We start from the raw sequence: 13,513 nt of genomic DNA, 5'->3' as shown, positions 1-13,513 counted from the left end.
TCTATCGTTTCAATTTTGGATCGAGGGCGTCGCGCAGACCGTCGCCCATGAGGTTGAATGCCAGCACCGAGATCAGAATCGCCAGGCCCGGGAAGGTGACCACCCACCATGCGCTCTGGATGAATTCGAGTGCACTGGCGAGCATGGAGCCCCATTCCGGCGTCGGCGGCTGGGCGCCGAGACCGAGAAACCCCAGCGCCGCAGCGTCGAGAATGGCGGTCGAAAACCCCAGCGTGGCCTGGACGATCAGCGGCGCTGCACAGTTGGGCAATACGCAGTTGAACATCAGGCGCAGCTTGCCGGCGCCGGCGATGCGCGACGCGTTGACGTAGTCCTTGGACAGTTCGCTGATGACGGCGGCGCGGGTTTGCCGCGTGTAATGCGGCAACAGCACGATGGCGATCGCATACATCGCATTCATCAGGCCGGAGCCGAGCACGGCCACCACCGCTACTGCCAGCAGCAAACTCGGCAGGGCGAGCAGGATGTCCATCAGGCGCATGATGACCAGTTCGGCCACGCCGCGAAAGAAGCCCGCGATCAGGCCGAGTGCGATGCCGACACTCAGCGAAATGGTGACCGAGACCAGTCCGATGATCAGCGACAGACGCGTGCCGTAAATGATGCGCGACAGAATATCGCGGCCGACCGGATCGGTGCCGAGCAGGAACTTGGCGCTGCCGCCGGTCTGCCACACAGGCGGCGCCAGCGTCGTATCGCGGAATTGCTCAATGGCGGAGTGCGGCGCGATGACATCGGCGAAGATCGTGGCCAGCAACATCAGCAGGATCAACGCGAGGCCGATCACGGCGCCGCGGTTCTGGCGGAAGTGACGCCATAGTTCGATCGCCGGATGCGGCGGTTTGCCGATCCCGGCGGAGATGTTCGCGACCGGAGCCGGCGCTGTGGGGAAAGATTGATCGCTCATGCACTGTGCCTGATTCGTGGACTGATGACGCCGTACAGCAAATCGACGGCCAGGTTGACGCCGATGACAATACTTGCGGAAAGCAGGATGCCGCCTTGCACCACGGTGTAATCGCGGCTCTGGATAGCGCCGACCAGCCACTTGCCGATGCCGGGCCAGGAAAAAATGGTTTCGGTCAGGATCGCGCCGGCCAGCAGCGTGCCGATCTGGAGGCCGATTACGGTCACTACCGGGATCAGCGCATTGCGCAGGGCGTGGATCCCGATGACGCGCAGCTGGGACAAGCCTTTGGCGCGCGCTGTCCTGACATAGTCTTCACGCAGCACTTCCAGCATCGCGGAGCGCGTCATCCGCGCGACGACCGCCAGTGGAATGGTCGCCAGGGTGACGGTCGGCAGGATCAGGTGAGAGAGGGCGGAACGGAAGGCATCCATGTCACCTGCGATCAGCGTATCGATCAGCATGAAGCCGGTCACCGGCGGCAGGTCGAACATGATGTCGATGCGTCCCGATACCGGCGTCCAGCCGAGCGTGACGGAGAACAGCAGAATCAAGAGGAGCGCCCACCAGAACACCGGCATCGAATAGCCGGTGAGCGAGACGCCCATCACGGAGTAATCGAGCACGGTATTGCGTTTCAACGCGGCCAGAATGCCGGCCGGGATACCGATCAGCAGCGCCAGCAGCATGGCGCAGACGGACAGTTCCAGCGTCGCCGGGAACAGCGTCGCGAACTCGCGCAAGACCGGTTCATGCGTGACATAGGACACGCCGAGGTTGCCGCTGGCGACCTGCTTCAGATAGCTGAAATATTGAATGTAGAGCGGCTGATCCAGGCCCAGCTCATGCGCCATGCGGGCATACAGCGCCGGGTCCATGCCGCGTTCGCCGGACATGGCTTCCACCGGATCGCCCGGGATCAGATGGATCAGGGTGAAGACCAGCAGAGTGATGCCGAGGAAGGTCGGAATGACCAGACCGGCCCGCCGAAGCAGAAAAACGAACATAAGAAATACCTTGGGTAAAAATGAAAAGAACGCGCCGGTCCGTCTGGTCTCCACCGACCTCAGAAAACGTGTCGGAAAACTTACACTGCCGCCATCGCGATTGCGAAATCAGTGACCGGTACGACTCGTGTTGCCTGGTATTTTCAGTTGATTGAGGACTTGTCGAATTCTCTGCTTACCTCGGTCTGATGTGAGCTACCGGCCGTTGCAGAGGAGGCGATGTCGTCGTTTCATCGTCGTCTTGTTTATGTTGCTGCCGCCGGCCTTCTTATCGATACAGGAAGGCCGCCGGCAGCGGTAGTGCTCAGTAACTGACTTACTTGGTCAGATCGACCTTGTCGAAGTAGTTATGGATGGTCGCATCCATCTTGAAGCCCACCACTTCCTTGCGCACCGGGACGAAACGCGTGGAGTGCGCAATCGTGACCCATGGCGCTTCTTCCTTGGCGATGACCTGCGCCTGTTCGTACAGCTTGGCGCGGTCGGCTTGCTTGTTCAGGGACTTGGCTTTCTGCACCAGCGCTTCATAATCCTTGTTGCACCAGCGCGCCACGTTGCCGCCACCTTGCACCGCATCGCAGCCGAGCACGGTCTTGAAGAAGTTGTCCGGATCGCCGTTGTCACCGTTCCAGCCGTACATCATGGAATGCTGTTCGCCGGTTTTGGAACGCTTGCGGTATTCGCCCCATTCAAAGGTCGTCAGCTTGGTCTTGACGCCGACCTTTTCCCAGTCGGCCTGAATCAGTTCGGCCATGCGCTTGCCGTCCGGATTGTAAGGGCGGCTGACCGGCAGATACCACAGCTCGACTTCCACGCCGTTGGCATAGCCAGCCTTGGCCAGCAATGCCTTGGCTTTGGCGGGGTCGTAAGCGTAGTCCTTGACCTTGTCGTTATAGCTCCACATGGTCGGCGGGATCAGGTTCTTGGCGGCCATGCCGGTGCCGAGGAACACGGTGTTCAGGATGCTTTGCTTGTCGATCGCCATGTTCAGTGCCTGGCGCACTTCCTTGTTGTCGAACGGTTTCTTCTCGACGTTGAAGGCGATGTAGCCGACGTTCAGGCCCGGCTTGGTCAGCAGCTTGATGTTCTTGTCTTCCTTCATCAAGGCGAGGTCAGCCGATTTCGGATAAGCCATGACCTGGCATTCGTTGGCTTTCAGCTTCGCGTAACGCACCGAGGCGTCCGGCGTGATGGCATAGATCAGATTGTCGATCTTGGGACGGCCTTGCCAGGATTTGTCGAACGCCTTGTAACGAATGACAGCATCCTTCTGATACGAGACGAACTGGAACGGACCGGTGCCGACCGGGTCGCGGTCGATCACGTCGGGGGTGCCGGCGGCGGCCATCTTGTCGGCATATTCGGACGACAAAATGGACGCGAAGTCCATCGCCAGATTGGCGAGGAAGGGCGATTCAGGCGCCTTGAGCGTGAAGCGCACGGTGTAGTCGTCGACCTTTTCAAGCTTGTCGACGATCTTGCTCATGCCCATGTCGTTGAAGTAAGCGAAGGACTGGCCCGCTGCAAGTTTGTGGAAAGGGTGGCTGTCCACCGCCATGCGGTTGTACGAAAAAATCACGTCGTCGGCATTGAAGTCGCGGGTCGGCGTGAACTTGGCCGTGGTGTGGAACTTGACGCCATGGCGCAGTTTAAAGGTATAGGTCAGGCCGTCCGCAGAGACGTCCCACGAAGTCGCCAGACCCGGCACGATGTTGGTGGTGCCCAGCTCGAACTGCACCAGGCGGTTGTACATCGGCACCGACGAAGCGTCGAAGGTGGTGCCGGTGGTGAACAGTTGCGGATTGAATCCTTCCGGGCTGCCCTCCGAGCAGAACACCAGCGTCTTGGCTGCCATCGCGACGCCACCGTAAATGCACAGGACCGAGAACAGGCCTGCCTTGATCATTAACTTATGCTTGTTTTTCATTTTTGCCTCATTTTTATGTACCAAAATAAAACTCCGCCCGGATTGTGGGTTGCTGCTCGGGGTGGCTGCTTATTTCATGCTTCTTTCCTGCCTATTCCCTGCCTATTCCCTGCCGATTCCCTATTCATTGCCTGCTATTACTGGTGTTGCTTGCTACTGTCTTTGTATTGCTTGAAAACTGCGTCGGCTTCTTGCCGCCTTGTTGCGTCTGCCGATCGCATGCAATTTACGCGCCAATTTCAAGCGCCATGACATGGATCATGGCGCCGCCTGCGTTGGCCGGGCTTGTCCTCAGCTCGCCATGATGTCTTCAATGTCCGCGCATGTTTTCGGGATCGTGTCGCCGAGGATGCGCGCGCCGCTGCCGGTGACCAGGACATTGTCTTCAATCCGGATGCCGCCAAAATCCAGATACTCGTTAAACCGTTCGTAATTGATGTATTCGCGGTGCAATCCCTGGTTTTCCCAGCGCTGTATGAGCTGCGGGATGAAATAGATGCCGGGTTCTACGGTGATGACCATGCCGTCGCGCAGGGGTTTGGCCAGCCGCAGATTGCGCAGGCCGAACAGGTCGCTGCGGCGATGGCGGTCGTCGTAGCCGACCAGGTCTTCGCCATAACTCTCCATGTCATGGACGTCCAGGCCCAGCTGATGGCCCAGTCCGTGCGGATAGCACAATGCATAGGCGCCGGAATCGACAATCGCTTCCGGTTCGCCACGGAATAAACCCAATGCCGTCAGGCCGCGCACCAGGTCGATTGCCACCGCACGGTGCACATCGGCGTAAGCCATGCCTGCCCGAAGAGTGGCGATGCACTGTTGTTGCGCATGCAGCACCACCTCGTAGACGGCGCGCTGGCGGTCCGAGAAACGGCCGCCCACCGGGATAGTGCGTGTGATATCGGCGACATAGTGCAAGGGGCTTGCAGCGCCGGAATCGTTGACGATCAGATCGCCTTTGCACAAGCGGTTGTCATAGGAATGGTTGTGGAGAATTTCACCGTGCCGGGAAAAAATCGGTATGTACGGAGCATACGTATTGTGACGACGCAGCACGCGTTCCATTTCCGCGACGACTTCATATTCGTAGACGTCGGGCCTGGCATGCCGCATCGCCGCAATGTGCATCAGGCGCGCGACCGCTTGCGCCTTTTCCATTTCAGCGACTTCTTCGTTGCTCTTCACTTCGCGCAGACGGACGATGGCGGCAATCAGCTCTTGCGATGCACCATCTCTGATTTGCTTCGCCGGCTGCTGCAGCAAATCGCCCAGCACGGCGACAGTCTCGGCGCGATAGGGCGGAACATAGTGGATCGTGCGCTTTTGCTGCTGCGCATGGGCGAGCAATTGCTGCAAGTCCGCGCTGGGGAGGACCGTATCGATCCCGGCCTCGGCGGCCTCTTCCCGCAAGCTCGTCGGATGGGGGCCGTGCCAGATGATGTCGCTGTCGGATTGTTCGTCGCCAAACAGCACTTCGTTGCCGTCGTCGAGATCGATGAGCGCAGCCAGGGCAGGCCGTTGCAGGCCCAGGAAATAGGCGAAGGTGCTGTCCTGGCGAAATGGATAGGCGTCCCGCGGCGAGCTGAGCGGAATGGGGGCGGCGCCCATCAGCAGCACCAGCCCGGCAGGCATGGATTGCTGTAGCTGCTTGCGGCGGCGTTGGTATTCGTTACGGGTAAACATCGTGTCTCCGTTTTATTGTCGGTAGAAATATCGGTGATGCAAACGGATGCGGGTTCTTCTCGTGCGCTGGCAGACTACATGGATCAGGATGATAGGTCCAAGTTGCCGGCGGCGACAACTGTTTTGCATGTCTTGTCTGGTTTTCTCCGAGGTATTCTACTCACCGAGGCCGAAGGATGAGCATTCCGGATCAATTCTGCAATCCGTCATGGGCATGGCTTTTTGCGGAAATGTTGGCTGCAAGCTGTGCCCGGGTGGCAGCGGGAAGGATGGTCATGGCGTCGGATCGGAGATGTGCTGCAAAATGATGTTGAACGGACTGATTTGTTGCGATGCGCAGCAGGATTGTTTTTCTCTTGGCACGCTTCGGGAAATGTGCCGCCCGGATTCTATGTGAGGCAGCACATCGATCAAAAGAATATTTTTAATCTAGTTTATGCATTCAGGCATCAGAACTCGAAGCTGCAAAGCAAAAAGGCTCCCCTCGGGGAGCCTTTTCATTTGAGCGATCAGCGCACTTGCAACAGGCTGATCGTTTGTTTAGCCGTCTGCGTTAATCCGCGTAATCAACACTTTCAACACTTCTTCTGCCTTGTCATTCTCTACCTGGCAAGTGCCGGCATTTTCATGCCCGCCGCCGCCGTATTCCAGCATCAGCGCACCGATGTTGGTCTTCGAGGTGCGGTTGAGGATGGATTTGCCGGTGGCGAACACGGTGTTCTGGTTCTTCAGGCCCCACAGCACGTGGATGGAGATGTTCGTTTGCGGGAACAGAGCGTAGATGATGAAGCGGTTGCCGGCGAAGATGACTTCTTCGTTGCGCAGGTCCAGCACGACCAGGTTCTTGTGAACGGTGGCGCAGCGGCGGATCTGGTCTTTGCACTTCTCGGCATGCTCGAAGTACAGGTCCTTGCGTTCCTTGACATCGGGCGAGGCCATGATCTGATCGATGGTGTGTGTTTTGCACAGCTCGATCAGGTCCATCATCAGGTTGTAGTTGGAAATGCGGAAGTCGCGGAAACGGCCGAGGCCGGTACGGGCGTCCATCAGGAAATTGAGCAGATCCCAGCCTTCCGGATTGAGCACTTCCTGTTCATTGAAGCGCGCGGCGTCTCCCTTGTCGACGGCGGCCATCATGTCGCCCCAGGATGCCGGGAAAGCCTTCTCGCCGCCGTAGTAGTCGTACACCACGCGAGCAGCCGATGGCGCGTCGGGATGGATCACGTGGTTTTTGCGTTCACCGGTGTTGCGGATGGTTTCCGACAAGTGGTGGTCGAAGGCGATGTGCACGCCCGGCACGAACGGCAGGTTGGTCGTGATGTCGTTGTCGCTGATGGCGATCTTGCCGTCCTGCATGTCTTTCGGATGCACGAACAGGATTTCGTCGATCATGTTCAGGTGTTTCAGCAGGACTGCGCAGACCAGGCCATCAAAGTCGCTACGTGTCACCAGACGATATTTTTTTGTTTCTGACATGAGTGTTTCCCCCTCGTTGATTGAAAATTTTGCCTGGTGTTTGCCACTAGGATGCAATGGCTAATAATACAACTCAAAATTCTGCGTGGACAGAAATTGTTGCGATTGCAGTGGCTCCGGAGTGTCTGCGAAACAACCTCCGGGCGTGCTTTTTTGAACGAGCCCGACTCTTGATGGGTTTTTGATTTATTGCGAAAGAGGATGCGCGCAAGCCGATCCGATGGCCGCTGATGTCTCTTCAGTCAAAAGTGTTCTCCGGGAAAGAATCCGGTAGCAGATTTCTTTCGTCACCGCCTTTTTTTACGCAATAAAAAACCGCATTCGGCGCGGGGCTGATGCGGTTCTCTATCTTCTTCCGGAAGCCGAAGCAGAGTCACTGGGGGGGGTAACGGCCTCAGCTTTCCTGCCGGACTTCCATGATGCGCGGCAAGCTCATCTCTATCCAGTCCGTGAGGGCTTCGACGCGCTGCGCGGCTTCCAGTCCCAGTGGCGACAAGGTGTAGTCCACATGGGGCGGGACTACATCGTAGGATTTGCGGATCACCAGACCATCACCCTCCAGATCCTGCAAGGTATGCGCCAGCATCTTTTCACTGACGCCGCCGATTTTGCGGCGCAGGTCGCTGAAGCGGTGTGTGCCGGCCAGCAGCGCAACCAAGATCAGCACGCCCCAGCGGCTGGTGATGTGCTTGAGCACGCTGCGCGAGGGGCAATCGGCGGAAAACAACTCGCCGCGCTGCATCCGTTCTTTCAGCGAAACGTGATCGGCGAGCGGATTTGGGAGGGGATCTCGTGTATTCATCCGATTATTCTACACTAACCTTTTTGTGCGTACTTACTAAAAGTAAGTGTATCCGGTAATCTGCAATTTCTTTCACGTAGTTTCATTTTTATTGGATAGGAATTGTCATGATCGTCGTTACCGGAGCTACCGGCCAACTTGGCCGTCTCGTCATTGCAGCATTGTTGAAAACCGTTTCCGCAGGCCGGATCGTCGCCGCCGTGCGCAGCCCGGAGAAAGCCGGCGACCTCGCCGCGCTGGGCGTGCAGGTGCGCCGCGCCGACTATACCGATGCCGCCAGCCTCGACGCCGCGTTTCAGGGCGCAAGCAAAGTCTTGCTGATTTCTTCCAATGAAATCGGCCAGCGTCTTGCTCAGCACCGCGCCGTGATCGATGCTGCCAAACGCGCCAGGGTGCAACTGCTGGCCTACACCAGCGTGCTGCGTGCAGATACCTCGGCGCTGGGTCTTGCGGCCGAACATCTGCAGACCGAACAAGCCATCAAGGACAGCGGCGTGCCTGCAGCCATTCTGCGCAACGGCTGGTACACCGAAAACTACACCGCCGGTGTGCCGGGCGCGGTGGCGCAAGGCGCGATCTACGGCAGTGCGGGCGACGGCCGCATCTCTTCGGCCGCGCGCAGCGACTATGCCGAAGCGGCAGCAGTGGTGCTGGCGGCGGAAGGGCATGCCGGGAAGATTTATGAACTGGCCGGCGACAGCGCCTACACCTTGACCGAACTGGCGGCGGAAGTGTCGCGTCAATCGGGTAAGGCGGTGGAATATCGCAATATTCCGGAAGCCGACTACAAGGCTGCTCTGATCGGTTTCGGCTTGCCGGAAGCCGTAGCGACTTTGCTGTCCGATTCAGATACCGCCGCATCCAAAGGCGCCTTGTTTGACGAGGGGCGGCAGCTGTCGGCATTGATCGGCCGTCCGACAACTGCATGGTCGGCGACGGTTGGCGCAGCGTTGAAGTAATCTTGACGCCAACCGTGCAAGCACAGTGTTTGTACGGTTGGATAAAGCCTGTCCCGACTTACGAGAGTTTGTCGAGAATGCTGTAGTAGGCCACGCCCGCCGCGATGTAGAAGCGCTGCAATCCGTGAAAAGGAATTGGCTGTATCGTGCTGACCGGAAACGGGAATGCCGTGCCGTCGCCTGTCAGCCGCTGCGCCAGACAGCGCCCCATGGTGCTGGCCATGGCGATGCCGCGGCCGTTGTAGCCGAGCGCAATCGTCAGTCCGGCTGCCGGCTCATGGACGTGCGGCAGGAAGTCGCGCGTAATCGCCACGCGGCCGGCCCAGCGGTATTCGTATTCGACGTCCGCCAGCTGCGGAAACAGCAGCGCCAGCGAACGTTCCAGATGCGCGAAGTCCTGCGGCCCCTGCGGATCGGGAAAAGGCCCGCGTCCGCCCATGAGCAGGCGGCCCTCGGCGTCGCGGCGGTAGTACAGCAACAGCCGGCGCGAATCGGAGACCACTTCTCTGTTCATCAGAATGTTGTCGCCCAGCGCGGCAGACAGTGGGCGCGTCGCGACGATGAAACTGTTGGCGGCGATCACCGATTGCTTCAGTTGCGGCCACAGCGTGCCGGTGTAGCCGTTGGTGGCGATAATCACGCGCTCGGCGCTAATGACGGCGCCTTGCTCGGTATGCAGCAGCCAGCGTTGTCCCTGGCGTTCCAGTTTGACGACAGGTGTGCGGCCATGGATGGCGGCGCCTTGCGCCAGCGCCGCACGTGCCAGACCGCGGCAATATTTCAAAGGATGGATGCTGCCGGCGCGGCGGTCGACCCAGGCTCCCACATAGGCGGAAGTGCCGATGCGGCGGGCCACCGCGTCCCGGTCCAGTAGCTCAATTGGCGCGCCGCGTTCGGCCCATTGCGCCGCACGTTTTTCCAGCGTGGGCATGACGGCTGCCGAATGCGCCGGCTGGATCCAGCCATTGCGCACGGCGTCGCATTCAATGTTGTGACGCGCGATCAGATCGAATACTGTGTCGGCAGCTTTACCTATGGTGTCGATCAGACCTTCCGCCTTCGCGGATCCGAACATTACGCGCAGCTGATCTGGATCATATTTCAGGCCGGGGATGACCTGGCCGCCGTTACGCCCGGACGCGCCCCAGCCGGGCTCGCGGGCTTCCAGCACGCAGACCTTCACGCCGGCTTCGGCCAGATGCAATGCGGCGGACAAGCCGGTATAGCCGCCGCCGATGATGGCGACGTCAACGGTTTTTGATTCGGTGCAGGGCGGCGCTGGTGCGGCCTCTGTCGCAGTGGCCGCCCAGAGTGAAGACGGCAGCGCTGCGCCGGCCAGAGTTTGCTGCATGGTTTTGCTCATGGCGCGACCGCCGTTCCCTGATGGTCGCCTTGCACGCCGATTTGCGGCGCCAGGATGCGGCGCAGGAAATCCTTGGTGCGCGCATGCTGAGGCGCACCGAGCACGTCCTTGGCCGGACCTTCTTCGACAATCGTGCCGCTGTGCAAAAAGCAGACGCGGTCGGCCACTTCTTTCGCGAATCCCATCTCGTGCGTGACCACGATCATGGTCATGCCGTCGGCTGCCAGCGTGCGCATGACGGCCAGTACTTCGCCGACCAGCTCCGGATCGAGCGCGGAAGTCGGTTCGTCAAACAGGATCGCCTGCGGCTGCATGGCCAGTGCGCGGGCAATCGCCACGCGCTGCTGCTGGCCGCCGGACAACTGGCTGGGGTAAGAATCGGCACGTTGCGCCAGGCCGACTTTCTCCAGCAGCGTCATGGCGGATTTTTTTGCGACATCGGGCGCGATCTTGTTGACGAAGATCGGGCCTTCGACCACGTTCTCCAGCACCGTGCGATGCGGGAACAGGTTGAAACGCTGAAATACCATGCCGACGCGCGTACGCAATTGATGGATGGACGGCGACATGCTGTCGACGCGTTGGCCGTCGATCAGGATCTCGCCGGCTTCGTAAGTTTCCAGCCCGTTGATGCAGCGGAGCACTGTCGATTTTCCCGAACCCGACGGGCCGATGAGGCACACGACTTCACCTTGCGCAACCTGCAGCGACACGCCTTTCAGCACTTCATGCTTGCCGAAACATTTATGGATCTGCTTGACCTCGATCATTTGGCTTTTCCTTTGCCGGTACGGATTTCCAGGCGGCGGATGATATACACCAGCGGCAGGCTCAGCAGCAGATACAGGATCGCCACCATGGTGTAGACCGTCATGTTCTGGAAGGTGGAGGATGCAATCATCTGGCCGGCGCGTGTCATTTCCAGCACGGTGATGGTCGACACCAGCGACGAATCCTTGAGCATCATCACCAGCGTATTGCCGTAGGGCGGCAGGGCGATGCGAAACGCCTGCGGCAGCACCACGCGGCGCATGATCATGGGATTTTTCATGCCGATCGATTGTGCCGCCTCGATCTGTCCGACATCGACAGCTTCGATGCCGGCGCGGAAGTTCTCGGCCTGATAGGCGGAGTAGGCAATCCCCAGTCCGATCACACCGGCCTGGAAGGCGCTCAACTGGATACCGAATTCAGGCAGCACAAAATAGATGTAGAACAGCTGCACGATGATCGGCAGCCCCCGGATGATATTGATGATGGTCGCGGCAGTGATGGCCAGCGGCTTCCAGCGCGAGAGCTTCATCAGCGCGAAGGCGAGGCCGATCACCGAACTCAGAATGAAGGCGTAAATCGTGACCTCGATCGTCACCCATGCGCCGCGCAGCAGGATGGGCAGGAAATCGAGCATGTTCTGGATAAGCATGGCGTTTTCGCTGAGATGAATACCGGCAGTAAAAAGAGGAGATTCAGCCGCAGACTGCGCGGCCATGCGGCCGGCAGTCGGGCAGAGAGCGGATGCTTAGTTCAGGTTCCACTGCTGGACGATGCGCGCAATGGTGCCGTCGGCCTTGGCTGTCGCGATGGCCTTGTTCAATCGTTCCAGCAATTGCGTCTCACCCTTGCGTACCACCAGGCAGACATCGCCCATCAGCGTCGACTGGTATTCCTTCACCAGGCGCACTTGCGGATTGGCGCCTTGCGAGAGCTGATACGCCACGATAGGGCGATCACCGAAGCCTGCCTTGATGCGGCCCAGTCCGACGTCACGCATCATGTCCGCGATGGAGTCATAGACGCGCACTTCCTTGAAGCCGCCTTTTTTGTTAAGCGCATCGACGAACACCGTGCCGACTTGCGCGCCGACGATCTCGCCCTTCAGATCATCCAGGGATTTGTAGACATGCTTGTCTTCGGCATTGACGAACAGACCTTCACCATAGGAATACACCGGGTCGCTGAAGTCCACGATCTGCGCGCGGGCAGCGGTCTTGAGCATGGCGGCGGCAATGATGTCGATCTTGTTGGACGTCAGCGAAGGGATCAGCGCTGCAAACGGCGTCTGCTGCACATTGACGGTGAAGCCGGCGTTCTTGCCGACGGCGGTCACGGTGTCGACCATCATGCCTTGCAACTTGTTGGTCTTGATGTCGAGGAAGGTGAACGGCACGCCGGTCGAGGTGGCGCCGATGGTGTAAGTACTTTGTGCGAGAACGGCGGAAGAGGCAGAGACTGCGGCAAACAGAAAGGTGGCATGGAGCAGGTGTTTGCGGAGAGCGGTGAACGGTTTCATACATTTCCCTTTTGGTATGAGTCCGGCCGGATCGGCAGGCGACCGGGTTTGACGGATTGAACATCAATAAACGCTACGAAAATAAGTATATTCGCATTTAAAATATCGTCAATAGATATTATTGTATCGATATTCGATACGATTTATAATGATCTCGCATTGATCATCCAAAGAATTGCCATCAAGAGGTTTGCCATGAGCGAGACGGACACGAAAGAATCGCGGGAAGGTTCAGATCTGTTGTTCAACCAGTCCCTGGAAAAAGGGCTGGCGGTGCTACGCGCCTTCAGTGCGCAACGCCGCACCATGACGCTGGCGGAAGTGGCGGAGGCGACCTCCATCACCAAGAGCTCCGCACAGCGCATGATCTACACGCTGGAAGCGCTGGGTTATGTCCGCAAACATTCGCAGACGCGGCGTTTTCAGCTGACGCCCAAGGTCATGGAGGTGGGCTACAACTATCTCGCCGCCGATATCCTGGTCGACGTCGCCAATCCTTTTTTGTCCGAGCTGGCGAACATCACCGGCGAGACCATCAACCTGACCGAGCCCTACGACAAGGAGATGGTTTATGTGGCGCGCTTTGTGAGCAGCAAATTCATTCCCATCCACATGCCCATCGGCAGCCGCATTCCCATGTATTGCACGGCCTCGGGCCGCTCTTACCTGAGCGCCTTGCCGCCTGAAGAGGCGCGCGCGCAATTGCAAGCGACCGATCTGATCGGGCGCACGCAACACACGCGCACCGACATCAACGACATCCTGCAGGTGCTGGAGACCATTCGCGAAAAAGGCTATGCCTGCAATGTGGAAGAACTCTTCCTCGGCGACATGACGATCGCCTCGCCCATCCTCAACAATCAGGGCATGCCGGTGGCGGCCGTACACGTAGTGGCGCCGACCAGCCGCTGGACGCAGGAAGAAGCGGAGAAACGGCTCGGGCCGCTGGTGCTGGAATGTGGACGCGCGATCAGCAATTCGATACGCACGCTGACCTGATTTCTTTCAATTGCGGAAAAGAAAAAGCCGCTGCAGAGATTGTTCTCCGAGGCGGCTTTCGTTGTACCTGCAGGACCGG

At 58.9% G+C, this 13,513-nt stretch carries 12 protein-coding genes; 2 read left to right on the top strand and 10 right to left on the bottom strand.

Annotation, left to right across the window (positions count from 1 at the left end):
- Window position 1: 1 nt before the first annotated feature.
- From AC1RN6_RS01560 to AC1RN6_RS01535, 6 genes are all read right to left on the bottom strand, one after another.
- Window positions 2-928 (bottom strand): ABC transporter permease subunit, encoded by a 927-nt coding sequence (locus tag AC1RN6_RS01560; protein WP_493002550.1) that lies wholly within the window; start codon window positions 926-928, stop codon window positions 2-4.
- Entirely contained in the window at window positions 925-1,935 is a 1,011-nt protein-coding gene (locus tag AC1RN6_RS01555; protein ID WP_493002549.1) for an ABC transporter permease subunit, read from the bottom strand. Before AC1RN6_RS01555 ends, AC1RN6_RS01560 begins: the two co-directional genes overlap by 4 nt.
- Before the next feature lie 316 nt (window positions 1,936-2,251).
- Window positions 2,252-3,862, bottom strand: coding sequence for an ABC transporter substrate-binding protein (locus AC1RN6_RS01550; RefSeq protein ID WP_493002547.1), 1,611 nt, complete (start codon window positions 3,860-3,862; stop codon window positions 2,252-2,254).
- A 291-nt stretch (window positions 3,863-4,153) separates the two neighbouring features.
- Window positions 4,154-5,545 (bottom strand): aminopeptidase P family protein, encoded by a 1,392-nt coding sequence (locus tag AC1RN6_RS01545; protein WP_493002545.1) that lies wholly within the window; start codon window positions 5,543-5,545, stop codon window positions 4,154-4,156.
- A 540-nt stretch (window positions 5,546-6,085) separates the two neighbouring features.
- The gene (locus AC1RN6_RS01540; RefSeq protein WP_493002544.1) at window positions 6,086-7,021 is read right to left on the bottom strand and encodes an exopolyphosphatase; all 936 of its coding nucleotides are present in this window, start codon (window positions 7,019-7,021) and stop codon (window positions 6,086-6,088) included.
- A gap of 394 nt (window positions 7,022-7,415) precedes the next feature.
- Window positions 7,416-7,823: a winged helix-turn-helix transcriptional regulator gene (locus AC1RN6_RS01535; RefSeq protein ID WP_493002542.1), complete on the bottom strand. Its 408-nt coding sequence runs from the start codon at window positions 7,821-7,823 to the stop codon at window positions 7,416-7,418.
- A 107-nt stretch (window positions 7,824-7,930) separates the two neighbouring features.
- Between AC1RN6_RS01535 and AC1RN6_RS01530 the strand changes: the two genes are divergently transcribed.
- Window positions 7,931-8,782, top strand: coding sequence for an SDR family oxidoreductase (locus AC1RN6_RS01530; RefSeq protein ID WP_493002540.1), 852 nt, complete (start codon window positions 7,931-7,933; stop codon window positions 8,780-8,782).
- Window positions 8,783-8,840: 58 nt separating this feature from the next.
- On the opposite strand, the gene AC1RN6_RS01525 is transcribed toward AC1RN6_RS01530, so the two are convergent.
- From AC1RN6_RS01525 to AC1RN6_RS01510, 4 genes are all read right to left on the bottom strand, one after another.
- Window positions 8,841-10,133: an NAD(P)/FAD-dependent oxidoreductase gene (locus AC1RN6_RS01525; protein WP_493003488.1), complete on the bottom strand. Its 1,293-nt coding sequence runs from the start codon at window positions 10,131-10,133 to the stop codon at window positions 8,841-8,843.
- A gap of 8 nt (window positions 10,134-10,141) precedes the next feature.
- Window positions 10,142-10,915 carry an amino acid ABC transporter ATP-binding protein gene (locus AC1RN6_RS01520; RefSeq protein WP_493002539.1) on the bottom strand — a complete coding sequence of 258 codons (774 nt, stop codon included), beginning with the start codon at window positions 10,913-10,915 and terminating at the stop codon, window positions 10,142-10,144.
- A complete protein-coding gene (locus tag AC1RN6_RS01515; RefSeq protein WP_493002537.1) occupies window positions 10,912-11,568 on the bottom strand; it encodes an amino acid ABC transporter permease in 657 nt (218 codons plus the stop codon). The genes AC1RN6_RS01520 and AC1RN6_RS01515 overlap by 4 nt, the downstream gene beginning before the upstream one ends.
- Window positions 11,569-11,664: 96 nt before the next feature.
- Window positions 11,665-12,435: an ABC transporter substrate-binding protein gene (locus AC1RN6_RS01510; protein WP_493002535.1), complete on the bottom strand. Its 771-nt coding sequence runs from the start codon at window positions 12,433-12,435 to the stop codon at window positions 11,665-11,667.
- 195 nt (window positions 12,436-12,630) lie between these two features.
- Between AC1RN6_RS01510 and AC1RN6_RS01505 the strand changes: the two genes are divergently transcribed.
- Window positions 12,631-13,434: an IclR family transcriptional regulator gene (locus AC1RN6_RS01505; RefSeq protein ID WP_493002533.1), complete on the top strand. Its 804-nt coding sequence runs from the start codon at window positions 12,631-12,633 to the stop codon at window positions 13,432-13,434.
- Window positions 13,435-13,513 lie beyond the last annotated feature (79 nt).

This window comes from Herbaspirillum sp. GW822-FHT03A08 (genome assembly GCF_058801885.1).
The sequence above is the reverse complement of the archived record's forward strand: the minus strand, read 5'-3'. Positions and strand labels throughout refer to the sequence as shown.